Origin of the sequence: Streptomyces sp. NBC_01549 (assembly GCF_026339955.1) — a bacterium.
GTDB lineage: Bacteria > Actinomycetota > Actinomycetes > Streptomycetales > Streptomycetaceae > Streptomyces.
Window position 1 is genome coordinate 748,610 of the sequence record NZ_JAPEPW010000003.1, and the last position, 24,320, is coordinate 772,929.

Sequence of the window (24,320 nt, forward strand, 5' to 3'; positions counted from 1 at the left end):
CCCAAAGACTGCCTGGACGCTACGGCGCTATGCCGTGTCCGTCGGGATGCCGAGCGGGCGCTGTTTCTTCCCTCCTGCCTTGGGGATATACACCCGCCTGACCGGCCGGGCCCTCCACGTGTCGGCGGATCGCTGCATCCAGTCGGCCAGTTCGGCCTTGCCCTGGGGTAGCAGCACCACCTTCCCGTCGATCCCGGCGGTCGTGCGGCCAGCGTTGATCTCCGTGACCCGGCGCACGCTGAGCAGCATGTTGGCGCGGGATCGGAGCATCAGCTTCTGCAGATTGCGGACCCTTTTCAGGTCCCCTGCCTGCGATGCCGTGAAGATGCGTTGCCGAAGTCGCCGTACGTCGTCTTCGACCTGCTGCCAGTCGACGGCCAGCCAGTCGGTGATCTCGTCCTCAGGTCCGTTCACCGCAGCCTCGGCTGGGGCGTCCAACTTGTCCCTCGGTTCGGGGTGTTCGAGCATCTGGTCTCCACAGACTCACCTGACCCACGTCGGCACCCTTTCGAGTTCGGGCACGTGCCCGTATCCGGCCGGTTATGCAGGGCGATCGGCGGAGGGCCGAATGCGTTGCCCCGTCTTCCCGCTGCCTTTCAGCTGCCGGCGTTCGCTTCTTGGGTCATCCTGTTCCCGCCCGGGGGCTGGGCCTTCCTCGCAGTCGGCTCACCGCTCAGTCGCCTGAGCGGACCCCGTCGGGGTTTCCACGTTCCACACAGTTGAGATACGACCGGGGTGGGCGCCCCCTATACCCCGGGGACGGTGGTGTCCTCCCGGTCGGCGGTTCGCTGTCCGACCGGCACCCGCCGCTTCTCAGCGGCCAGTCCCTGCACTCCGCTGAAGACTTCCGTCTGGCGAAGCCCAAACGTGACGAGGCATCATCAGGGGTTCACTCGCGTTCACCCGTCCGGCCTTCCCCTTGCCTGTGGCCCCCGGACGGATCGGGAACCCTTGGGCGTCTCCTTCGAGCTCCGCACCCCACCGTTGCCAGTGACGCACGTCGAAGCGGGGACGGGCCTTGGACACTGGCCCGGGTCTACACCTTCGACATCAGTCGAACCTCCAATCGGTGCAACCACTCAAACTGTGCGACCTCGTGTCGCACGGAGCCTGCGTTGCCCGGCCGGATCCGGGGAGCCGGTGGCCGCCCTGCTGCGGCCGGGCAAGTGGGTCGCACTCTCGGAGCACTGCGCGAACTCGCCGGAGGCGGACCGGAGGGTCGTCCTCGCCGATTACGACCCTCGCCTGGGATACCTGAGCCTGGATCCACCGGCTTGATGTCTGTGGACAGTTTCTCGGGGAACGAAGAAGTGCCTTGTGACCTGCGATGATGGGGTTTCTCTAGGACCACATCAGGCACGATCAGCAAGGCACTTCCGAGATGCAATCTTCCCATGCCGCAGCGGCGGTCTCATCCGCGTTCGACGACCCGAACCTAATCGCGTACGGCGGCCTGGAGCCGGTGGTGCGGTTGGCCGAGCGGTGCGGTCTGCCCGCACTGGTCGGGGAGTACATCCGTCTGCCGGCCTCGAAGGACGGCACCGGTGCCTTCCCCACAGCGAAAGTGATGTCGCTGGTGGGCGGCATGGTCGCGGGCGCCGACAGCATCGATGACATGCACCGGCTACGGCACGGCGCGATGGGCCGCCTGTTCTCCGGTGTGCGGGCCCCGTCCACGCTGGGGTCGTTTCTGCGTTCCTTCACGCACGGGCATGTGAAGCAATTGCACGCCGTGGCCCGCCGGTTCCTTCCCGAACTGGCCCGTCACGCCCCGCTGCTGCCCGGCGCGGACCAGGTCGCCTACGTGGACATCGATGACACCATCCGCCGCACCTACGGCTACGCCAAGCAGGGCACCGGTTACGGATACAGCAAGGTCAAGGGCCTGAACGCGCTGCTCGGCATCGTCTCCACACCCCTGGCCGCCCCGGTGATCGCCGCCACGAGGCTGCGCAAGGGACCATCGAACTCCGCGCGCGGGGCGGCAGCGTTCGTCGCCGAGACCATCCGCACCGCCCGCGCCTGCGGCGCGAATGGCCTGCTGGTGATGCGCGCGGACTCGGCGTTCTACGGCGCCGATGTCGTCAACTCCTGCCGGGCGCTGGGCGCGCGGTTCTCCATCACCGTGCGGATGAACGCTTCCGTCAAGGCCGCCATCGCCCGCATCGATGAGGACGCCTGGATGCCGATCAAGTACCCCAAGGCGGTCTGGGACGAGGAGGGCCAGTGCTGGATCTCCGACGCCGAGATAGCCGAGACCGGCTACACCGCCTTCACTTCCAAGCCGAAGAAGCAGCAGGTCACCGCCCGTCTGATCGTGCGCCGCGTCAAACGCCTGAACACTGGCACCGTCCCCGCCGGACAGGGCACGCTGTTTGACACCTGGCGCTACCACGCCGCGTTCACCGACTCCCCGCTCTCCTTGAACGATGCCGAGCGTGATCACCGACGGCACGCTGTCGTCGAGCAGGTGATCGCGGATGTCAAGAACAGCGCCTTCGCCCACGCACCCTCCGGGCATTTCCAGGCCAATGCCGCGTGGCTCGCCCTGGCCGCCCTGGCGCACAACCTGACCCGCGCCGCCGGCGCACTGGCCGGCACGTTCCATGCCAGAGCGACCACCGCCACCATCCGTGACCACCTGATCAACGTGCCCGCCCGCCTGGCCCGCTCCGCCCGCCGCCTCACCCTGCACCTGCCCGAACGCTGGCCCTGGAGCACGGACTTCACCCAGCTCTTCAGCATCGTGCACGCGCCACCAGCCCCCTGACACTCCCCGACCGACCTGCCCGAAAGGGCCCGAGAACTGCGGAAAAGTGGAAAGGCTGGGCAGACCAGCGGCCACCCCACGCCCGAATCCGCAACTCAGCCCCGACACGCCCTGCACGACCCCGAACCGATCACACCACAATCAAGCCGGTGGATCCGGGCTCAGCGGACGGGTCGCCGTCATGTCGCTGATGCCGCTCGTCAACCTCTCCCGGTTGCAGACTCGCGCCGGCCACGGCGAACTCGCCTACGGCTTGTTGTACTGCCTCAACGACGCTGCCCGACACCGGAACAAGACTGACATCGACGGCCGCACCGTCGACCTGTCTGCTCTGACCGGCACGGACGAGGACCACCGCACGGTGTGCCAGGAGCTGTACGTCACCCTGCTCGTGGACGGCGCCCGCGCCCTCGCCCAGATCGGGCGGTGGACCGAGGCCGCCGACGCCATGGCCCAGCACCGCGGCATCGGCAACCGGCTCCTCGACGGCCGCCAGATCGAGATCATGGCCCTGATGGAGCAGGGCCTGGACCAGCAGGCCCGCGACCTGATCGACACCACCCGGCCCGCCGAGCCTTGGGAGAGAGCCATCGCCCTCCTCCTGCACGCCCACTGCCGACCCGCAGACGCCCCCGTCCTTGAACCCGACCTTGACCGCACCCTTGATACAGCCGTCCAACTCCTTGCCCACCCCGATCCGCCGACCGCCGCCTTCCAAACCCGGACGGGCCTGTCAGCCCTGGAACTGGACCGCACCGGACGCCATGCCGCCCGCGTACTCGACTCCCTCGTCAGCGTCGCCCGACTCGACGCCTACGCCGCACGAGACGCACTGCACCACCCCGTCGCCGCGTCCGCCCTCGACGACCGGGCGACAGACGCGCTCAACGCGGTGATCGCCACGGCCGGACTGGGATCCGGCGTCCTGTCCGCCCACCACCAGGAGGCTCTGACGGGCGCGGTCGGTCACGCCGAGACAGAACTGGAAAGGCTGCTGCAGGCCGAACCAGATCCCAGCTAAGAGGGGACGACCCGGGATGCCCCGCCGTACTGCCCACGCTGTTTGGCGGTGTCGGCGTTTCGGCCATTTCCTGCCCGCAGCCGCTCCAAGCCAGACCAGGGATCCCGCGCCCGCGGGGTTCCCTGACGCAGGAAATAGCGGGCTCCCCAGCACGACCGAATGACGTGTGTTCGATATCGCAGCCGTGTCGTTAGACCTCACGACTCTGCCGCAGCGACCGTCCTAGGGGGAACGATGACCTCGGCCATTACACAGGACCAGCCGCCACAACCGCCCAAGGGGACCGCGCCGGACAACGAACCGCAGGAGGCCGGTGTTCGAGAAGAGGAATACCTCTACCGCGACGAGTCACGGCTCCAGGCCGGCTCCCTGCTGACCTCCCGCACCATGGCGCGGCGCCTTCCCTCACTCGTGCGGCGCTCGGTGCAGATGGCCTGGCGCGTGGACCGCGGCGCGACCATCGGCCTGCTGGTGTGCCAGATCGGGACCGGCGTCCTCGCGGCCCTCGGCCTCCTGGCCGTCACGGGCACGATCACCGCGCTGATCTCCTCGGGCGACATCACCGAGCGGCTGTGGGACGCCGCCCCGCAGCTGGCCGTGATCGCCGCCGCCGCCGGCCTGCGCGCCCTGCTGGGCATCACCGTCGTCTGGCTGACCGGCCGTCTGCGCCCGGTGCTCGGCCGGGCAGCGGAGCTGACGATGATCGAGGCCGCGCTCGGCGCGGAATTGGCCGCCAACAACAAGCCCGGCTACAACGACGCCTACGACATCGCGGACCGCGGCGCCCAGGTCACCCCCGACCTGGTGGAAGAGGCACAGGATGTGCTCGCGGCGACCGCGACGCTCACGGCCGGCGCAGCCGTTCTGACCGTCCTGCACCCGCTGCTCCTTCCCCTCCTCTTCCTCGCGTGCCTGCCGCAGGCCGCCGCCTACGTCCGTTCCGCCCGCGTGATCTACCTCGCCGGGTTGGAGACCTCCGGGCGGCGCCGGATGCTGGGCAAGTTGCGCTGGCACATGGCCTATCAGGAGTCCAGTGAGGAGATGCGCGCCTGCCTGGCCGGCCCCTTCCTGATCGGCCGGTACCGGCGGCTGGCCGCCTCGGTCAACGCGGCCGAACGAAAAGCCGTGAACACCGGTGCCTGGATGGGACTGGCCGGAGCCGTGGCTGGCGGGATCGCCTCGACCGCGGTGTGGGCGGCGCTGCTGTGGCTCCTGGCCTCCGGGCGGATGAGCCTGGCGGCCGGCGGCGGCGCCGTCTTCGCTCTCCAGACCGCCACCGGCTCGGTGCGCGGCATCATCAACGGCGGGGCCCGCCTGGTGCGCACCGGCTGGTACGTGCAGGACTGGCAGAACTTCCTCGACAACGCCCACGGCCAGGCCATGACCGACTCCCGCGGCACCGCGCCCGTGGCCGTGCCCCCGGAGCGTTTCGAGGTCCGCGACGTCACCTACCGCTACGACGGCGCCCCGAAGGACAGCCTGAGCAACGTCTCCCTGCACGTGCGGCGCGGGGAGATCGTGGCGCTGGTCGGGGAGAACGGCTCCGGCAAGACAACCCTCTCGCGCCTGCTGTGCGGGCTGCTGCTGCCCACCGAGGGCGACGTGGCCTGGGACCACGCCTCCACCGCGGACCTGGACCCGTGGGGGTCGTGGGAGCACGTCGCGCTGGTGCCGCAGAAATTCACGTACCTGCCGCTGACGATGCGCGACAACATCACGTTCGGGCAGGGCGACACCAGTGACGCGGCTCTGCTCGCCGCATGCGAGGCGTCCGGCGCCGCGGAGATGCTGCCGGGCCTCCGCTCCGGCCTGAATACCCTCCTGACCAGTGAGTGGTTCGGCGGACAACAGCTCTCCGGCGGGCAGTGGCAGCGCCTGGTCCTCACTCGCGCGTTCCACCGGCAGGCGGCGCTGCTGGTGATGGATGAACCCACGGCCGCCCTCGACGCCCGCGCAGAGCACCGGATCTTCGCCGGCCTGCGCGAACTGGCCAAGGACCGCGCCATCCTGCTGATCACGCACCGGCTCACCAACGTGGCTGTCGCCGACCGGATCGTGGTCCTGGATGGAGGGCGAATCGTCCAGGAGGGCACCTACTCCCAACTCACCCAGGAGCCCGGTCTGTTCCGGACCCTGTGGGAGCTGCAGCGCCGGATGAGCGGCGTTGCCTCCTGATCACCGCTCGCCGGTCCGCGCTGCGCACTCGCCCGTCCACCGTCGCGAAAGGCAGAGCCACGTGACCTCTCCCGTCTCCCCTTCGGATCACGTCACACCGCGTACGGCTCTGCCCGCAGCGCAGTACGCCGCATCCCGGCATGCGGCGTGGCTCGGCGCCGCCGCGATCATCACCGACGAGGTCGGCCGGGTCCTGCTGGTGCACCCCACCTACCGCAAGGACGACTCGTGGCTGCTGCCCGGAGGCGTCGTCGAACCCGGCGAACACCCGCACATCACCTGCCGGCGCGAGATCACCGAGGAACTGGGCCTGGATCTGCCCCTGTCGGCCGTGCTCGCCGTCCACTCCTTCTCCCCGCACCACCCCGACCTCCAACCCGGCACGCCCTGCCCCGGAGAGGTCCGGTTCGTCTTCGACGGGGGAACCCTCACCCCCGACCAGGTGGAGGCGATCCGCCTGCCGCACGAGGAGCTGTCCGAGTACGCCTTCCTGGAGAGCCGGGACGCGGTGCAGCGGCTGCGCCCCGTGGACGGGCAGATCATGCTCGCCGCCTACCGTGCCCGGCTCGGGAACACCGCCACCGCTCACCTCGCCGACGGCCGGCACATCCTCGACGTCCCGGCGCTGGACCGCCACGACGTGCACGTCCGCTACCGGCCCTTGCGGGACAGCCCTCTCCACCGCGGCCCCGTCCCCGGGCAGCTGCCCGTGCAGCAAGCCTGGGCGTGGTGCTTCGTCCCCGACGGCCGGGTCGTCCTCGTGGCCGACCCCGGCCCGCGGGGCGCGCTGCCGATGCTGCCCGGCGGCACCGTGGAGAGCACCGACGCGACGCCCGAGGACACCCTGCACCGCGAAGCCGCCGAGGAAGCCCAGCTCACCCTGGCCGATCCGGTGCGACTGGGCTGGGTGCTGGACGAGACCGGCGAGGTCTACGGCGGAGTGGGGCCCAACGCCCGGCTCCGCCTGGCCGCCCGTGTCACCGACATCGGGCCGGCGGCCGTCGACCCCGCCACCGGCCACCCCTTCGCACGCCTGCTCACCACCCCCACCCAGGCAGCCGCCCTGCTGGGCTGGGGCCCGCCCGGCGCGCGGCAAGCCCAGCTCGCAGGGGAAACAGCACGGGATCGGTGGGGCCTGCCCACGGCCCGCGCCGCCTCCATCGAGGAGATCCCGGCGGAGGGGATGCGGCTGAGCTGACCCGAACGACCGCCCCGCCTCCACTCGTCCCGCTCCACGTCCCTCTGAGGTAGCCCCATGCCGTTGTCGCACGACCACATCCGCACCACCGTCGAGACCTACCTCGCCCGCCACCCTCACGAGCGCGAGCAGCTCGGCGGCCTCCTGGACGCCCTCGACCGTCCCACCGACATCGCCAGCCGCTCCACCTTCACCGGACACGTCACATGCGGCGCAATCGTCGTCGACCCGCTCGGCCGCGTCCTGCACGTGCTGCACCTGGCGAGCGGCAAGGTCCTCGCCCCCGGCGGACACACCGAACCCGCCGACGAGTCCCTGGCAGCAGCGGCGCTGCGGGAGCTGCACGAGGAGACCGGGATCCCGCCCCAGGCCGTCACGCCGTGGCCCGGCTACGAGGCCGTGCCGTTCGACATCGACATCCACGACATCGACGCCCACCCGGGCAAAGGCGAACCCGGACACCAGCACTTCGACCTCCGGTTCCTCTTCCGCCTGCACACTGCGACAGATGTGCCGGTGGTGCTGCAGGAAGAAGAGGTCGGCGGCATCGAGTGGCGGCCCGTGGACAAGGTGACCTCCCCGTCCCTGCGCGAGAAGCTGCTCAAGCTCCCGCCGAAGACCGAACCGGATACGGCCAACGCCTCCGCCCTGATCTACAACGACCGCGGCGAGTACCTGCTCCACCTGCGCGACTACTTCCCCGGCCGGATCTGGGAGCCGGGCATGTGGTCCCTCCTGGGCGGCGGCCGAGAGCCCCAGGACGCCACCCTGGAACACACCGTGCGGCGCGAACTGGCCGAGGAAGCCGGCCTCGACATCGCCGATCTCACCCCGTTCGGCACCGAGTACGCCTCCGACGACGCCGGCGCGACCGTGCCCATCGCCATCTACGCGGGCCGCTGGAACGGCGATCCCCGCGAACTCCACCTGACGGAAGGGGTGATGCTGGCCTGGTTCGTCCCCGACGACCTCCACCGCCTCCGTATCGCAGACACCACCAGCGACCTCGTACGGCGCCACGCCGCCAGCCGCCCCGCCGGCACCGCGCCACAGAGCGGGCTCTCATCACGAGGAGTGCCGGTCTACCTCCCCGCACGGCACGGTCCTCAACGTCATCGGCGTCCACCTCTACCTGGAGCGGCCCGACGGGACGGTGCTGCTCGGGCTGCGCCACCCCGACTCCGCGTTCGCGCCGTCCACCTGGCACGTCCTGGCCGGCCACTGCGAGCAGGAGAGCGCCATCACCTGCCTGATCAGGGAGGCACGGGAGGAAGCCGACCTGCACATCGAGCGACCGGACGTCGAACTCGTCCACGTCGTCCACCACATCGACCGCGCCGGGGACCGGCCCCGCATGGGCCTGTTCTTCCACGCCCGCACCTGGAGCGGCGAGCCGGAACTGCGCGAGCCGGACAAGTGCACCCAGTGGAAGTTCTGGGACCCGGCCGCGCTCCCCGACGATCTCGTCCCCTACACCCGGGTGGCCATCGAGGGCATCCGCGCCGGCCGCCTCTACTCCGAAACGGGATGGGCATGAGCACGGCCGCGTCCACGCACCCGGACCTCCTGCCCGAGGAAGTACGGCAGCTCGCCAAGCAGGCGGTGGGGCGCATCGCCACCTGGACGGACGCCTCCTGGGGCCGCGCCAGCAGCCGGGTATGGCGGGCCGACGGAGTACAAGAGGGGGTCTGGTACGTCAAGATCCACCAGAACACGCGGTTCCACCAGCGCGAGGTGGACGCGTACTGCAGCTGGGTCCCCAGCCTCGGAACAGCCACTCCCACCCTCGTGACCGCCGACAGCGCGTTGCGGGCCGTCGTCATCACCGCGGTGCCAGGCCGGCCCCTGCACGGCATCGCACACCCGCCTGAGCAGCAACAGCTCCTCTTCCACCAGATCGGCGCCCTGGCCGCGGTCATTCACCGAAGCGCAGCACTGATCTGACGTCCCGGCAGAAGAAGGGGCGTCCCGGATCGCGGACAGCCACAGGGGTCCCTCACCGGTCGCGATCATGGTGAGGTCGGTGACCCACAGCCGGTTCGGCGCGGACGCGGTGAAGTCGCGCTGGACCAGGTCCGGGGCGAGCGTGGCCTTGGGATCCCGGCGCGTGAAGCCCGTGCGGCGCGGGCTGACACCTGCGATATCGGCCTCGCGCATCAGGCGCTCGACCCGTTTGCGGCCCACGTGCACGCCCTCGCGCTTGAGCACGGCGTGCACGCGCGGCGAGCCGTAGATCCCGCCGGAGTCGGCGTGGATCTCCTTGATCTGCTCGGTCAGCTCCGAATCCCGGCGCCGGTGTTCGCACGGCTCTCGCTCGGCGCGGCGCCAGCGGTAGTACGTGGAGGAGGCGATGTGCAGTTCCCGAAGTACGCACTCGACCCCCAGGCTGGGGTGCTCGTCAACGAGCGCCGTCACCTGGGCCGGGTCGGGTCGAGCTGCGCCGCGAAAAACGCCGAGGCCGTCCGCAGCACCTCGTTTGCACGCTTGAGCTGGGCATTCTCCTTGCGTAGAGCGGCGAGTTCGGCGCGTTCATCGGTGGTGAGCCGGTCATCGCGCTCGCCGGCGTCCGCCTCGGCCTGGCGGATCCAGCCGCCGCAGGGCCTCCGGATGCACACCGAGGTCGACGGCGAGCTTCTTGATCTGCGGCTTCGGGTCGGAGGTGCGATACATCCGCACCGCACGCTCACGCAACTCCAGCGAGTACTTTCTGGGGGCAGCCATGGTCGATGTTCCACTCATGAGTCCCATCTGACCCCCTGTCAACACACTCCGCATCTCGGGGGAAGCTCAGGCCGTTGGGTTCGCCGATTCGGCGGCGCGGCGGTATTCGGCGTTGATGCGTTGGGCTTCTTCGAGCTGGTCTTCGAGGATGACGATGCGGCAGGCGGCCTCGATGGGGGTGCCCTGGTCGACGAGTTCCCGGGCGCGGGCGGCGATGCGCAGTTGGTAGCGGGAGTAGCGGCGGTGTCCGCCCTCGGAGCGGAGCGGGGTGATGAGGCGGGCTTCGCCGAGGGCTCGGAGGAAGCCCTGGGTGGTGCCGAGCATGTCGGCGGCCCGGCCCATGGTGTAGGCGGGGTAGTCGTCGTCATCGAGCCGGTTGAACGAGTCGTCTGCTGTCATTGCACCTCTCTGTGGAACGCCTGGAGGGGCCCTGGTGCCATATGGCACCAGGGCCCCGAAGGAACTGCTACACCATCTGCCGGCCCTGATACTGCGCCGGCCTTCTGTTTCCGCACCAGCCCACGGGGGGTAGGGGCGGGTGCAGGGATCGCGGTTGCCTGACCGGAGACCACCTCACTAACGATGTCCTGCGGTACCCGGGCTCAGCATTTCTGCCCGGGCGATCCTGATGGCGCGGGGCTCCTCCGTTCTTCCCTCTTGATCAACACTTACCGAAGGGGGACTGCGTACTGCTGGTCCTGCGTACTGCTCTGTACTACTGGTGATGCGAACTGCTGGTGACCTGAGTGAGCGCCACTCTTCGGCAGCCAGCCCCGTCGCCCGTCCTGCGTCTGCTCTGGCTTGGAACCCCACTGCCGAACTTCCCGGCACGCGCGCCCGCAGCCGACGCCTTTACCGAGGAACCACTGACAACCGCACTGCTGGTACTGCGACCTGCACTTACCGGTACTGCACTTGCGTTAACTGCGGTCCTGCTCACGGCGGCCCCTGATCACTGCGGGCCACCCGGTCCGGTCGTCAGCCCCGTCGCCGTCCTGCAACAACCCTGGCTCCGGAACTCCACCACCGCACCGTCCTGCGCACTGCAACTGCATACTGCTGCCCGGCAGTTCGTGTCTGCCGGGCCCTGCTCGATCTCGGCTACGAGAAAAACCATAACCACGCGATCTCCCAATGTCTACTCCGGCCAACATAGATTTCCGCGTGTTCGACGGTGAGGTAATCGGCCTCGAACGTGGACGGAGGCCAGCGCCTGTCACTGCGAGGGTTGACGGGTGGCAGCCGGGGCCTGTGCGGCGGCCAGAGGAGCGAGCATGGCGATCCAAAGGCCAGGGTGACCACACAATGAGCGTCAACGCCACACCCACCCGTTCATCTGCTGGTCGATGAGGACCTTGCTGCGGGCTGTGGGTGACGTGGTGGGGTGCCGTAACGGCGGAGGGCGTACGGACCGCCGGGTTCGGGGCGAGCCCAGGCGACCGTTCAGGGGCTCTGTGGTGCAATGGCACTGTTTGGCCCCGGGCTTGGCGCCGACTCCTCACCCACCCGGGACGGAGCCCTGAGCGCCAGCGAGGAGCGAGGAGCGAGGAGACACCGTGACCGTATGCGGGCCTGATGGGGAGGGTGGGCCGACCAATCGTCCTCCCGAGAACGGGAGTGGCGGGCGCAGGGCGATGACCTTGGCGGGGACGCTGGCGGCGGCGGAGGCCGCGGCGCCCGTGGAGTCGCTCGACGTGGTCGCGCGCATGCTCAAGGAACACCTCGGGGCCGCGTCGGTGTCGTTCCTGATCACCGACTTCACCGGCAGCTCAGTCGTACGGATGGGTGCGGCGGGCAGCGTCGAGACCGATGAACCCGCCCGGCGCATCATGCTGCGGGGCACCCTGTACGACGACGTGATCCGCACCCAGCGGCCGAGCGTGGAGGACAAAGGGGAGGGCGCGCTGGTGCGGATCGTCGCCCCGGTGACCAACCGCGGGGACGCCATCGGGCTCCTGGAACTGTTCCTGCCCGTAGCGCCGGACGCGGAGGTGATGCGGGAGGTCGGCGAGACCGCGCACGCCCTGGCCTACATTGTCATCGCGAACCGGTCCTTCACCGACGTGTACCAGTGGGGCCGCCGTACCGTCCCGCTGAGCCTGGCCGCGGAGATCCAGCACCGGCTGCTCCCGGTGTCGCTGGCGTGTGAGGCGGCGCAGTTCGCGGTGGCCGGGGCGCTGGAGCCGGCCGACCACGTCGGGGGCGACACCTTCGATTACGTGGTCGACCGGGACACGGTCCAGCTCTCCGTCACCGACGCCATGGGGCACGATGTCGACGCCGCGCTGCTCGCCACGCTCCTGGTGGGCGCTCTGCGCCGGGCACGGCGGGCCGGTGCCGACCTCGCCGAACAAGGCCGCCAGGCCGACCAGGCCGTGCGCGAGCACGGCCGCCACGGCTTCGTCACCGGCCAGGTCCTGCGTATCAGCCTGATCGACGGCACAACCGAGTTCATCAACGCCGGGCACCCCTGGCCGCTGCTGATGCGCGACGGACAGGTGCGGGAGATCACTCCGAAGATCGACGCGCCGTTCGGCTTCCATGCCCCTCACGGCTACCGGGTCCAGTCCCTGGACCTGCGGCCAGGTGACCGGCTGGTGATGCTGACCGACGGCATGCTGGAGCGCAACGCCCACAGTCTTGATCTGTCGGACCTGATCGTCCGCACCCGCGCGCTGCATCCCCGTGAGGCCGCCCGCACCCTCATCACGGCGGTCCTTGACGCCAACCACGGTCACCTGCAGGACGACGCGACCGTCATGTGCCTGGACTGGCACGGCGTCGGCCACTCCCGACGGGACGCCGACACCGGCGCCGACCTCACCGACGCCTCCGCCCCCTCGCGGACGCAACGGGCCACTCCCGGGCGATGACTCGAGGACTGCCCCGATGCCCCGCTTCGGCGGCCCTTGTCCCACGGAGCAGGTCGACAGCCACGATCACGGACAGCGAGACAACCAGCGATCAACGCTCCCAGGTTCCTGAACCTCGAATGGGTGTAGCTCCTCTGGAGGGAAGCCCTGCCCTTTGGCCGGAGTGGTTACAGTAACCGGCGAGGTCGACCATGCCGGTCAGTTCGGCGACCTCGGCGCCGTCTCGCAGTGTCCCGTTCTGGTCCAGGGCGGGATGCCAGAGAGCTTCGGGCAGTGAGCGGATTGCACGACGGACTGGCTCGGTGACCGCGTATCCGACCGAGAACCGCAGGTTCAATCCGTGCTCGCGCAAGGTCCGGATGTGGGTGAGGAAGGCTTTCGCGGATCCGGCGCTGTCGGCGCGGACCAGGATCTGGGTGCCATACCGGTGAGCGTCGGGGATCTGCGCGAGGGCGTCGTCCAGCACCGCGATGTGATCGGCGGCGGTGTTGGCTCCGGAGTTGCCCGGCCGCAGTCGGCCAGACATGGCCTCGCCGGTGTTCGCGAGGAAACACAGCAGCGGATGAAAGCCGAAGCCGCCTTTGTAAGTGGGCGCGGCCTGTTCCTTTTCCGAGTGGGAGGTGATCAGCGTGGCGTCGAGGTCCAGGACCAGGCCGGAAAGTTCTCGTCCGCCGGCCTGGACGGCGGGTATGCCCTGGCCGGTCTCGGCGGCCTGCATCCAGGCGACTTCCCGGGCTGAGGCGCGGGCCGCTAGTGCTCTGACCGGGAAGGTTCACCGGGTTGTAGGAGGCGGCAGCGTTCGCGGAAATCCGTTTCGGGGGTTGCTGCGGTGCCTCTACTGTGGCGCGGTGATGACTGAGGTGATCGTTCTCAACGGTGGTTCCAGCTCCGGGAAGTCCGGGATCGCCCGGTGTCTGCAGGCGGTGCTGCCGGATCCGTGGCTGGCTCTCGGGACCGACACGCTGGTTGACGCGATGCCCGCGTCCATGCAGGCGTCGGATGCGGGGATCGAGTTCGCTCCGGACGGAGAGGTGGTCGTCGGGCCGGAGTTCCGGACGCTGGAAGCGGCATGGATCGAGGGAGTCGCCGCGATGGCCCGTGCGGGCGCCCGGGTCATCGTCGATGAGGTCTTCCTCGGCGGAGCGGACTCGCAGCAGCGGTGGTAGAAGACTTTGCGTGACCTGCGGGTGCTGTGGGTCGGCGTCCGGTGTGACGGTGCGGTTGCCGCAGGCCGTGAGGTCGCACGAGGCGATCGGGTCATCGGGATGGCCGTGTCTCAGGCGGATGTGGTCCACCGGGGCGTGGTCTATGACCTGGAGGTGGACACCACGCATGCCGAGTCGATGGAGTGCGCACGGGCCATCGCCGCACGTGTCAGGTGATCGACAGCGCGGCTGTCTGCCGCTATGACCGGGGCGCCGTGATGATCAGGCCGCTGGGGCCAGGGGCCGTCCTCCCCAGCGGATGCCCTTCTCGCTGCGGATCCGGGAGCGTTCGCGGCGTTGGGCGGCCAGCACGTCGGGGTGGCGGGCATGGGTGTTGCGCCAGCGCAGGTAACGGTGCAGCTCGCGGGTCTGGACGGTGTGGTTGGGGTGGTTCGAGTTGGCCAGGGTGAACTGCCGCAGCGGTCCGAAGTGCGCTTCGATCGGGTTGGCCCAGGAGGCGTTGGTCGGGGTGAAGCACAGTTCGACCTTGTTCTTCTTCGCCCAGCGGCGGATCTTGTTGCCCGTGTGGGCGGAGAGGTTGTCCAGGATGATGTAGATCGGGGCGCCGTCGGGGCGGGCGGCCCGGATCGACTTCAGGGCCGTGAGGGTGTTGGCCGTGCCTTTGCGGCGGCGGTTGACGCCCCACAGGGTGTCGTCACCGACGGAGTAGCAGCCGTGGAAATAGGTGATGCCGTGGGTGCGGTGGTAGGTCGCCGGCAGCCGGTCGGGCCGGCCGCGTTGGGCCCAGCAGGATCCTGCGGTGGGCCGGATGCCCAGCGGGCCGAACTCATCGAAGGCGAACGTGCGGTCCGGGAAGTGCTCCAGGACGTGCTCGATCCGGTCGAGCTTGGCGTCGCGGGCGGGGTCGGTTGACTCCTTCCACGTCTTGGTGCGCTGGAAGGTGACCCCGCGGCGGGCCAGTAGCATTCGCAGAGCCTCACGGCCGATGCGGATCACCCTGCCGTGGACTTTGCGCAGATAGGCGGCGAGTTTGCGGATGGACCAGCGGGTGAAGGGCTGGTCGAGTTTGCGGGGGCGGGTGGTGGCCGTCTGGATGACGAAGTCCTCGTCGTCAGGGCTGAGCAGGCGGGGACGGCCTCCCGCCCACTGAGGGTCCAAGCAGGCCAGGCCGATCTCGTTGAACCGGTGGATCACATCGCGCACCGTGTCCTCGTCGGCTTGGACCAGCTGGGCGATCACCGGAACCCGGTTACCTCCGGCCGAGGCCAGGATCATCATCGCGCGCCGGTAGCGCACCGTACTGGTGCTGCCCCGGCGCACGATCTGCTGAAGCCTCTGCCCTTCCTGGTCGGTCAGTCTGCGGACCTTGACTGGCTCTGCCACCGCGCCTCCACGCACCAGATTGGATGTCGGTACACATCCAACCGCGCGCAAGTCCCGCACCGCGAACGGCAACCCGGTGAACCTTCGCGGTCAGAGCACTAGCGTCACTCGCGCCTGCATCAACATTGTGATGCGCCGCCTGGGCACGACCTGGTGGCACTGCTGGTGGGCTGTGGGGTCGGGTCGGAGGTGGCGCCCGAGCTGCCGTCGCTGCCCAGGCCGAGCAGGAGACCGAGAGCGGCGATGACGCCCACTGCGGCAGTGATGGCGCCGGCCAGATCTCCGCGAGTCGGGACGCCGGTATGGGTGCGCGCCGTGTACTTGAAGACGGTGACTCCCACGACGCATCCCACGATGAGGATCAGCACCGCCTCGGGGGCGATGTGTATGGTCATTGCTGTCTCTTCCCGCCCAAACTAGGAGAAATTTCCTGAATTTGGGCAAAAAAAAAGCCCCCCACCTCGAAAGAGGAAGAGGACACACTGGTGGTGTCATGAAGTGCTTGCCGCTAGGACGCACTTCTCCCTGGGTTGGTTCTCGCTCAGTGCTTTGGCTCGCCAGCCTCCTCGGTGTGCGCAGGGAACCTATTGCTCGCCAATCATGAGTCAGTGGCCGACGCTACGTCAACTCCCTGACAGAGGTGGAAGCTCTGCTCCGCGGCGACTACCTCTTCCTGGTGCTGGAATCGCCAATGCCCTCGACCTAGTGGCGGGCCAACCAGGCCAAACGCGGAAACTAGTTGACAAATCTGATTCCACAGAACCTGCGACTACCTCGCCAGCCCCGGCCTGCGCCGTGAGATCCACGGTGGGCTCCAGGTCGTGGAGAACTGGAACTCGGCGAACACCGTGCTGCACTACGGCAAGGTCGGCGCCCTGACCGGCCCGGACAAAGAACACGCCGAGACGAGCATGCTGGCCCTGCACCTGCTCCAATCCGCGCTGGTGCACGTCAACACCCTGCTGCTGCAGCAGGTCCTCGCCGAGCCCGGATGGGCGGACCGGCTCGGCGACGAGGACCGGCGCGGGCTGACCGCCTTGTTCTGGTCGAACGTCAACCCGTACGGCACCTTCCGCCTGGACATGGACAAGCGCCTGGACCTCGGGGTGACCAACGCGATTCCCAGGCCCCGGACGGAACGCCAGGCCCCTACGAAGCACGACGTTGTCCTGATGAACGGTGGGCAGCAAGGCGAGCCGAGGCCTCATGAGTGAATCAGACGGCAAGAGCCAGGACACGGTCGACCTTGTCGGGTCCGGGCCAAGGTCTGGGGCCTGTCGGCAACGATCAGGACTACGAGTGCCAGCAGCGGTGCGCGCGACGGCCTGTGGCAGGGCGCTGCTGGCACGCTCCGGGTAGCAACGTCAACGGTGAGACAAAAGAAAGCCCTTCGGCATCAAGATCGCGTTCTGGCGGTCGGCCGAGGGCCATGGGTCAGCGCACCATCGAACCATGGCCGCTGTCGAAGCACCGCCCGCGAGCGAGGGGTAGCGCAACAACCCGACTTCCGCGCCATCCCCCGGCTGACGCGTCTCCGCGCGGCCGCAGGACGGGAACTGGTCCCAGGTCCTCGCGGTCGACCTGACGCAACTGGGGGTGCCGTTAACGAACGTGTTGATCGCTACAGCTTGGGGTTGGCCACTGTGTATACCGGTTCCGATTCGACTGCCCTCACGGACGTGCCAGGCGATGTGGTGGATCTGGTTCCGGTGCGAATGGGCGACCTGGGGGTGCACGCGTCGCTGGCGGGCGACTGGCTGAAGCGGGACGGGGCGGCGGGGGGAGTGGATCTGGGAACGCTTCTGGGGCCACGGGCCCGGGTCGTGGATTTCTCCGGATACTACGTGGGGGGTGCGATCAACCCGGCCTACGTCGGCGGCCCGGACGTTGACGGTAAAACCGGTCTGCGAAAGGTGAGTTGGCGGCGGGATGCGGCGCGGTTCCTGCCGTCCTCGGCGGCTGACTGGCGGCCGTGGCCGTGGCCCGCCGGCATGGTTCCGTTGGGTTTGATGCTGCACGGCAGCGCCGAGGCGCTGGCGCTGGTGGTGGGCGGGTCGACCAGAAGGGTGGTCGACGGAGTAGTGGGAGCGGTGGCGCGCGACCTGGCCCAGGGGCGGTCCCTGGCGGACCCGCTGGTGCTGCTGGCGTGCTATGCGGCGCGAGCCGTGCAGGAGGTCGCTGACGCGGCGGGTCGGCTGGTGTGGGCCACGTCGGGTGTGGTGCAGGTGGGCGCCGAGCCGATCGATCTGGACGAGCCCTCAGCGGGAGAGAAGGTGCGTCTCGCCATACGCCCCGGCAGTGACGGAGCCAAGGGGGGGTTCGTGTCGGCGTGGCCGCAGGGTGCGGCAGGGGACCTTGCGCGCTTCGCCACCAGGCGGCGTTTCCCGGGGCCGGGAGAGTGCGGTTGGCTGGTCGAACAGCTCGCTCCCGAAGGCGTCGGCGCCCCGGCGGTGGTGCGTCCGACGCGGTTGAGGGGAGAACGGCTCCTCGGCTGGTCGTATTTCGACCGGCGTGACCGTGCTTCCCGGGCTCGCACGCTGGCCTCGGACCACCTGGGCGCGGCGTACGTCTCGTGGACGGCGAACGAGGACTACCGGCCGGGCAGCGCGCGCCAGAGGGGCGAGGGCCGGGAGTCGCAGCCGTGGCATGTGCGCGAGCACGGACTCCTGCCGTTCGACGTGGCGCGGGTGCTGGTGGTGCCGGTGTACTTCGCGCACGGCCGTTTCCTGGTGTACGACCAGCAGACCGGGACCAGTTATCGCGAGGAGCCGGTGGAGTTCGGGCGACGGCTGGCCCGGGACCGTGCCGCGTTGGCTCCGGAGCACTGCGGTGAGGTGCTGCTGCTGACCGACTTCGCCCCGGTCTCCGCTCAGGTGGCGAGGGCGGTGGCCCGCGGCTTCGGCGGTCGCGGCGTGATCACCGCGGACCGGCCCGGTGTGCTGTCCGTACGCGGGGAGCCCGCCACGGGCCGGGACGGGACGTGCATCGCCTTGCTGCCTTGGGGCGAAGGCCGCTCGGACCCGGTGTGGACCTCCACCGACGCGCACGGCGGCTCGCATGTGCTGGGCGGCCCGGAACTGCCCCGCTTCGTCATGCCTTCCGCCCTCGGCGCTCGGCTGCCCGGGACCGTGAGGGCGCGTGCGTCCCTGCCGCCGGCGTCGCTGGACGCCGCCCCCGTGGGGTTCCACGACGCGCCCGTCACGGCGGAGCGGTCCCAGGACGCGGTCCCGGGAACCGGGACGCCGCCCGTGCCGGAGTCGTCCGCCGCCGACCGGGACCGGCTGGCCGGAGATCCGGCGGGCCGAGCGCCGCACGGCGGCGAGGAGCCGGGACCGCGGCCGGTGTTGCTCGGCGAGGTCCGGGTCCACAGCCTGGCGCATGCCCACGCCGTTCCGGCCGCGGAGCTGCGCACCCGGGTGGACACGGCGCTGAAGGGAGTGGACGAGCAGTCCCGGCGCGTTGTGGCGAAGGAGATCGGGAAGCTGCTCGGCGCGGCCGTGCACCCGGTGCAGACCCACGTCGACACGGCCGGTGCCGCGAGCCACGGCGACCACGGGGGGCACGGGCCGCGGGAACAGGAGCAGGAGTGGGCCGAGGCACTGCTGCGCGGGCTGCGGATCGGACGTGACGACGCGCTGGTGCACATCGCCTTCGCGCCGTCCAAGGCCCCGGCGGTGGACGAACTAGAGCCGTTCGCCGCCCGCGATCCGGCCGTCACCGACGGCACGTCGAAGTACGTGGAGGTGAGCAACTCCGAGGAGCGGTCGGATCTGATCAACATCGGCGCCGGCGTGGTGCTGGAGACCTTCGTCTACGAATCGACGAAGCACGTGGGGGTCGGGCTCGGCGTGCACTTCATCCCCCGCAAGCAGTTGGAGGTGTCCCACGAGCGGGAGGTCCGCCACCTCGACGGCAGCCGCCTGATGGACAGCCCTCGTGGGACGTACCGCACCGGTACCGACGTCACGGTAGTCGTCCAGCGGGCGGACGGCAGCCAGGTGACCGGCGTCGTGCACGTTCCCGAGCACGAGGTCGAGTACAGCGTCGTGTCGTCCCTCACGAAGCCCGCGGAGGCCGGAAGCACCGAGATCCGCCGCATCGCCGCCCCCGAAAGGTTGCTGGACCACCCCTTCGGTGTGACAAAGATCGACCCCGAGCCAGTACTGCGCGCCATCGGCGGTGCGCTGCTGTCGGCCGGCTATACCGGGAACGACGCCGCACACGTCGTGCACGAGGTCGCCGAGGAGGTCTTCAACAGCGAGCAGGCGCAACTGGTCAACCACTCCCTGTTCGACTCCACCTACCGGTCCGGCCTCATCGAGGGCCACCACTTTCTCGGCAACGTCCGGATCGCCCTTGAACTGGTGTCCGTGCGCCGGGCACCGGACATCACCGGCGACGACGCGCCGCCCCTGCGGATGGACGTGGGATACGCGGTCGAGACCAGCCACGAGCGATCCCACGGCTACGACGTGCCCGGTGAGGTGGCCGCGGTCCTCCGGCTCCCGGGGCCCGCCATGCGGGTCGTCGCCGGAGGTTTCGGATTCGAGCTGACGGACACGTACACGAACGCGGTCGTGGAAGCGCACGGGGCGAAGTTCGCCGCGCGGTTCGGCGGCGGGCAGGCCCGTTACGAGGCGGCCGTCCAGGCGGTGGTCACCATCGACAGCCGCCGCGGCAACTGGACGACCGACCCGCGCAAGCCGTTCTACCCCCGCAAGCGTGTCGAGGGCCCCATCACGGTGGACGACATCAATGCCGAGATCGTCGTGCCGCTGTCCTCGGCCGCCGACTTCGAACGGGACATCTCGACCCGGCGTTCCAGGACGGAGCGGTTCGCCGACCACCTGGAGACCTTGTACGCCCACGCGGAGCCGCTCGGCCGGTCCCCAGAGGGAGGCGCCGGCGACGGAGCGGTGATGCGGTCGGCCGACAATCCGCTCCAGGACGCCCGGCCCGGCGCGATGCGGGCGCTCCTCGCCCCCGGCACTCCGGACCGGTACCTGCGAGGACTCCTGCCCACCGCCCTGCGGCCGATACGCAGCCGGCTGGACCTCGTCGAGGCGGTCCCGGTGCTCCTGGCCCTGGCCCAGGAGGGCACGGACGGAGAGCGCGGCGGTATCCAGCTCATCGTCCAGGACCCCGAACTGGCCGAATTCCTGCGCGAACAGGTCGCCGGGATCTGGGATGACGAGGCTGCGGGGCGCACCGCGGTGAACAACGCCCTCGCAGCGCTCCGGATGGCCGACGGCGAACTGCGCAGGCTCTCCTCGCACCACCTGCTGACCCTGCTCGCCACCCACCCGCTGGTCGCGCTGGCCGACGACTCCCGGGTACTGATCAGCCGGCACAACCCGCACGACCGCAAGGCCCGGGAGTACGTCGTGCACCGCGACGGCCGAGTCCGGCGCGGCGCGCGCACCTCCCCACACTCCGGCTCGTACGCCGACGACGTGCGGACGCTGGTCTCCGCCCTGAACCCGGGCGGCGCCACCTGGCAGTTGATCACCCGCAGCGGCATGGGTTCCGCCGTGGTCCCGTCCGCTCCGGGCATCGGCAGGGTGCTGCGGGCTGTCGAGAACGCGCTGCTCGTCATGATGGACTCGCGCACCCCGGTGGACGAGGGGCTGTTCGACACCAGGCACGACGTGCCGGACCACCGGCAGGGGACCCGCATCCGCACCGAGATGATGAGGAAGCTCGGCACCGAGCTGAGCTCCGCCAAGATGCGGGTCCAGTACGACCGCCTGGCGCGCTCGAACCTGCGGGTCACCGTCACGGTCAAGGGGCAGCAGTTCTGGAACCGGCCGCGGCACTTCGTGATCGAGGTCAACAGCAACCTGCTCGGGCGCCTGGACGGCAACGTCCCGGCCGTCGGCCAGGACGTGTCCGTCGACCTCCAGACCGAGGGAACACTCGGATCCGCGACCGAGTCCGCCCAGGAGACCGTGGGATTCGTCAGCTTCGACGCGACCGTGACGGTCGAGGTGGTGCCCCTCACCAAGTTCAGCCTCACCGACTCCTACACCGAGGCCGAGGGCGGCAAAGAGAAATCCCGGGAACTGTCGACCGCGGAAACCGAGTTCCGGCGCACCACCACAGCGTCCGGCCTGGCGGCGCTCCCCAGGTACGACGCCAGGTACGGGATCGCGATCACCGAGTTCGACTCGGACGGCAAGGCCATCAGACGGGTGGCGCACTCCGTGGACGACGAAATCGCCCCCGTGGTGCCCATGGCGTTCAAACCGCCTACCGAGGGGCTGCCCGAATACCTCGAAGGGCTGGACGAGTTCTGGCCGATCGACGAGGCCACCGCCGCGCAGTTGAAGGCCCGGCGCTACCGGTTCGACATCACGGGCACCACGGGTGTGTCCCTGCACCTGGCCAACATCGAACGCCTGGTCGACCCCGTCCTGGCCATGATCCGGTCCCACGACGACAAGCACGGCATCCATCGCACCTTCGCCGAGCGCATGGCACTGGAGACCCAGGTCCGCGACTACATGGACAACGCCTATTTCGGCTCCCACCTCTCGCGGCTGGTCGGCAACCGCGGCATGCCCGGAATGCTCCCCTACCTGCGCCACTGGTTCCCGCGCCCGCGCAACTGGCAACGCGGCAAGGTCCGCAACATCAAGTCCTCGCTCAACATCTCCCTGTTCTTCGTCCCCACGTCGTCACCGTCCGCGAAGTGGGACGCGGAGGCACGGGAGGCGAAGTCGAAGGCCACGTCGATGAGCCGGAACATCCACGAGGCCGTCACTGAGCAACGGCACGGCAAATACGGCCAGTTCTTCCACAGCACCAAGATGAACCCGGAAGTGCACTTCGCCGGAAACTCCTTCGGAACCCCCGGCCCGCAGGCGCGCTTCGCGGTCGTCGCCTCGAACGAGAGGTACAAGGAGCACAGCGTCGAGGGCTTCACCATGGAAGAGGTGCTCAAGGAGGGCATCGACACGAGGCACATGTCCGCCGTAGTCGAGATCTCGTTCAACACCCGGTTCAGCAAGAATATGCCGGTGTCCTCGACCGGCCGCTGGTTCCTGGGCGACGGCACCAGCCAGTTGGAGATGCCGACCGCCCTGCACGACCACCTCCTCTCCGCCGACCCGCTGGAGAGGTGGACACCGGTGCTCCAGCGGCCCGACGCCACCGAGGCCGAACGCGCCGCCGTGCGCCGCCCGCTCAGCGCGCCCCTGGCCTACGACACCGCGCACGCCCACACCGTCATCGCCGGCGCGGAGATCGCGAGCATCGGCGGTGTGGCTGGCTGGGTCGCCAGGACCCTGGTCGAACGGGGGCTGATCGACGCCCGCTTCATGACCGCCAGCACCGACCCGGTCCAGCAGAAGATCACGGCCGCCTACGACGAGAGCGCACTCGCCGGACAACTGCCGGAACTGATGAGCACCGGCATCCCGGTCCACCTCGACCGGCCCCTTCTCGGCGACCGGCGGCTCACCGTCCTGCTGAAGGGAACCAGCCTCACCGGCGGACCCCAGTACGTCCGCTCCTCCAAGACCGGCACGACGACCTTCGGCGGCACCGCCGTCGTCTCGGCAGGCAGGGTCAACGACAAGATCACGACAACGGGCATCGGGCTCGTCGGGACCGGCGAGGCCGTTCTCGACGAGGCCGCCGAAGCCGCGGCGGTCCCGCAGGGTGCGCTGCGCTTTGACCGGGGTCAGGACGTGGGCAAGGAACAGGTCGGCGAGACGGAGGACCTGCGCCGCATCACGGGCACCCATCCCGACGACACCGACTCCCCCACGACGGACCTGTACAGTGACTGGATCGCCCTCGACCTCCAGATCAGCGTCGACTACCGCCCGCTACAGCCGCTGCGCACCCTCACGGCCGCGTCCAAGAAGTCGCACGCGGCCCTCTCCTACCTGATGGCTCCCAGGCCCGACCGGACACGGCTGGACGTGCGCACGTCCGGATTCACACTGGACGACGAGGACGGCTACCGCACCTTCGTCCTCGACGAACTCATGCCCGGATCAGTCCTGGTCCCCATGACCATGGACCGTTCCCTGACGCAGCCGGTGACAGCGCCCGCCGTGCCGAAACCGGCTGCGCCCACGTTCGGCTACACCCGCCGGGTCGCCACCCCGGCGCCCAGCACGCTCAACCAGGCCCTCGCCTCCGTCGTCCACCCCGTCAACATCGAGACGGCCAACGTCGCCCAGCACGCCCGCTTCGCGGGAACGGGGTCCAACACCCCCGACCGGGCCCGCCGGACGTTCACCACGTCGAAGCAGTACACGGAGAAGTACCCCACCAAAGAGGCGTCCTTCTCGCTCACCGGCAACAAGGGCCGCGCCATCGCACAGTCCACGGCCCGGCGCGTCGCCCGCAACAAGCTCCCCCTCGTCCTGCTCCACACCTACGACATCCTCACCGAGCCCGGGACCCGCATCTCCTACGGCGCGGACGTCGTCACGGCACGACCGCTCCCCGTCGACTCCGTGGAACTCATGACCGCGCTGAACGTGGACGGCTTCAACGCGGAGACGATCACGTCCACGGGCAACGTCAGAGCGCAACAGGGGTCGGTCGACCCCACGTTCGCGGGCAACGCGTCGAACGAAGCCGAAATCGCGGTGCCGCACCTCGCCATCTACACCACGACCACCCCCTCGTCCCTCACCTCCAAGCACGTCGAGGACAACCGCCGCACCCGGGACCGCTTCATCCCCTACAGCCTCACCGTGCGCGACGTGCTCCACTCCCGCGGCATCACCTACGAACTCACCTCCCCCGGACACGCAACGGTGTTCATACGCCACAGCGACGCCGTCGAACTCGCCACCCGCTTCCCCGGACAGTTCATCCACCCCGACACCCCGACCGCCGTGCCTCCCCATACGCCGAGCCCCCAAGATGTCCCGCCGAGGCGTCCCGCCCGTCATCCTCGACCGCAGGACTACACCCGCTGACCCGACGGCATCGTCTCCGACGCGTCCCGGAGTGTCGGCAAACGACCGTCTGTCGACACTCGCCGCCGTGA

General features: G+C 69.4%; 15 protein-coding genes and 2 pseudogenes. 10 read left to right on the plus strand and 7 right to left on the minus strand.

The genetic code is table 11. The annotated features are described in order from the left end of the window. Positions 1–27: 27 nt before the first annotated feature. Entirely contained in the window at positions 28–468 is a 441-nt protein-coding gene (locus OG819_RS49870) for a reverse transcriptase N-terminal domain-containing protein (RefSeq protein WP_323139325.1), read from the minus strand. 913 nt (positions 469–1,381) lie between these two features. On the opposite strand from OG819_RS49870, the gene OG819_RS49875 reads away from it, so the two are divergent. From OG819_RS49875 to OG819_RS49900, 6 genes and pseudogenes are all read left to right on the plus strand, one after another. Continuing rightward, positions 1,382–2,770, plus strand: coding sequence for an IS1380 family transposase (locus tag OG819_RS49875; RefSeq protein WP_266622617.1), 1,389 nt, complete (start codon positions 1,382–1,384; stop codon positions 2,768–2,770). Between the two features lie 181 nt (positions 2,771–2,951). Continuing rightward, the gene (locus tag OG819_RS49880; RefSeq protein ID WP_266656301.1) at positions 2,952–3,791 is read left to right on the plus strand and encodes a hypothetical protein; all 840 of its coding nucleotides are present in this window, start codon (positions 2,952–2,954) and stop codon (positions 3,789–3,791) included. A 234-nt stretch (positions 3,792–4,025) separates the two neighbouring features. Beyond that, positions 4,026–5,966, plus strand: coding sequence for an ABC transporter ATP-binding protein (locus OG819_RS49885; RefSeq protein WP_266656303.1), 1,941 nt, complete (start codon positions 4,026–4,028; stop codon positions 5,964–5,966). Between the two features lie 61 nt (positions 5,967–6,027). Continuing rightward, positions 6,028–7,164, plus strand: a complete 1,137-nt coding sequence (locus tag OG819_RS49890; protein ID WP_266656305.1) for an NUDIX hydrolase — start codon at positions 6,028–6,030, stop codon at positions 7,162–7,164. A 57-nt stretch (positions 7,165–7,221) separates the two neighbouring features. Then, positions 7,222–8,100: pseudogene (locus tag OG819_RS49895) on the plus strand (NUDIX domain-containing protein); the annotation flags it as partial. Positions 8,101–8,317: 217 nt separating this feature from the next. Further along, positions 8,318–8,701 (plus strand): NUDIX domain-containing protein, encoded by a 384-nt coding sequence (locus OG819_RS49900; RefSeq protein ID WP_266656553.1) that lies wholly within the window; start codon positions 8,318–8,320, stop codon positions 8,699–8,701. On the opposite strand, the gene OG819_RS59340 is transcribed toward OG819_RS49900, so the two are convergent. The 3 genes from OG819_RS59340 to OG819_RS49910 form a co-directional block, all read right to left on the minus strand. Continuing rightward, positions 8,677–9,579: an IS3 family transposase gene (locus tag OG819_RS59340; RefSeq protein ID WP_331759530.1), complete on the minus strand. Its 903-nt coding sequence runs from the start codon at positions 9,577–9,579 to the stop codon at positions 8,677–8,679. The two genes, OG819_RS49900 and OG819_RS59340, sit on opposite strands and share 25 nt — an antisense overlap. A gap of 132 nt (positions 9,580–9,711) precedes the next feature. Further along, complete coding sequence (locus tag OG819_RS49905) at positions 9,712–9,885, minus strand: transposase (protein ID WP_266637026.1); 174 nt, start codon at positions 9,883–9,885, stop codon at positions 9,712–9,714. A gap of 66 nt (positions 9,886–9,951) precedes the next feature. Further along, on the minus strand, positions 9,952–10,284 hold the full coding sequence (locus OG819_RS49910; protein WP_266656307.1) for a MerR family transcriptional regulator: 333 nt from the start codon (positions 10,282–10,284) through the stop codon (positions 9,952–9,954). Between the two features lie 1,235 nt (positions 10,285–11,519). On the opposite strand from OG819_RS49910, the gene OG819_RS49915 reads away from it, so the two are divergent. Next, the gene (locus OG819_RS49915; RefSeq protein WP_266637022.1) at positions 11,520–12,758 is read left to right on the plus strand and encodes a PP2C family protein-serine/threonine phosphatase; all 1,239 of its coding nucleotides are present in this window, start codon (positions 11,520–11,522) and stop codon (positions 12,756–12,758) included. Between the two features lie 91 nt (positions 12,759–12,849). Here OG819_RS49915 and OG819_RS49920 read toward each other — a convergent pair whose 3' ends face one another. Beyond that, positions 12,850–13,476 (minus strand): transposase, encoded by a 627-nt coding sequence (locus OG819_RS49920; protein WP_266656309.1) that lies wholly within the window; start codon positions 13,474–13,476, stop codon positions 12,850–12,852. A gap of 133 nt (positions 13,477–13,609) precedes the next feature. Between OG819_RS49920 and cpt the strand changes: the two are divergent. Then, positions 13,610–14,140, plus strand: a pseudogene (gene cpt, locus OG819_RS49925) (chloramphenicol phosphotransferase CPT). Between the two features lie 45 nt (positions 14,141–14,185). On the opposite strand, the gene OG819_RS49930 reads toward cpt, so the two are convergent. Beyond that, positions 14,186–15,307 (minus strand): IS630 family transposase, encoded by a 1,122-nt coding sequence (locus OG819_RS49930; RefSeq protein WP_266638386.1) that lies wholly within the window; start codon positions 15,305–15,307, stop codon positions 14,186–14,188. 119 nt (positions 15,308–15,426) lie between these two features. Next, entirely contained in the window at positions 15,427–15,702 is a 276-nt protein-coding gene (locus OG819_RS49935) for a hypothetical protein (RefSeq protein ID WP_266656311.1), read from the minus strand. 426 nt (positions 15,703–16,128) lie between these two features. Here OG819_RS49935 and OG819_RS49940 point away from each other — a divergent pair, with 426 nt between their 5' ends. After that, positions 16,129–16,521 carry a Tn3 family transposase gene (locus OG819_RS49940; RefSeq protein WP_266656313.1) on the plus strand — a complete coding sequence of 131 codons (393 nt, stop codon included), beginning with the start codon at positions 16,129–16,131 and terminating at the stop codon, positions 16,519–16,521. Positions 16,522–17,316: 795 nt separating this feature from the next. After that, on the plus strand, positions 17,317–24,249 hold the full coding sequence (locus OG819_RS49945) for a hypothetical protein (RefSeq protein WP_266656315.1): 6,933 nt from the start codon (positions 17,317–17,319) through the stop codon (positions 24,247–24,249). The last annotated feature ends 71 nt before the right edge of the window (positions 24,250–24,320 follow it).

Excerpts from the sequence above, each read along its gene's own strand:
- OG819_RS49875 (WP_266622617.1), top strand. The coding sequence starts at position 1,382 with ATGCAATCTTCCCATGCCGCAGCGGCGGTCTCATCCGCGTTCGACGAC.
- OG819_RS49915 (WP_266637022.1), top strand. The coding sequence starts at position 11,520 with ATGACCTTGGCGGGGACGCTGGCGGCGGCGGAGGCCGCGGCGCCCGTG.
- OG819_RS49885 (WP_266656303.1), top strand. The coding sequence starts at position 4,026 with ATGACCTCGGCCATTACACAGGACCAGCCGCCACAACCGCCCAAGGGG.
- OG819_RS49910 (WP_266656307.1), bottom strand. The coding sequence starts at position 10,284 with ATGACAGCAGACGACTCGTTCAACCGGCTCGATGACGACGACTACCCC.
- OG819_RS49880 (WP_266656301.1), top strand. The coding sequence starts at position 2,952 with ATGTCGCTGATGCCGCTCGTCAACCTCTCCCGGTTGCAGACTCGCGCC.
- OG819_RS49945 (WP_266656315.1), top strand. The coding sequence starts at position 17,317 with ATGCTGCACGGCAGCGCCGAGGCGCTGGCGCTGGTGGTGGGCGGGTCG.
- OG819_RS49920 (WP_266656309.1), bottom strand. The coding sequence starts at position 13,476 with ATGCAGGCCGCCGAGACCGGCCAGGGCATACCCGCCGTCCAGGCCGGC.
- OG819_RS49870 (WP_323139325.1), bottom strand. The coding sequence starts at position 468 with ATGCTCGAACACCCCGAACCGAGGGACAAGTTGGACGCCCCAGCCGAG.
- OG819_RS49905 (WP_266637026.1), bottom strand. The coding sequence starts at position 9,885 with ATGGCTGCCCCCAGAAAGTACTCGCTGGAGTTGCGTGAGCGTGCGGTG.
- OG819_RS49935 (WP_266656311.1), bottom strand. The coding sequence starts at position 15,702 with ATGACCATACACATCGCCCCCGAGGCGGTGCTGATCCTCATCGTGGGA.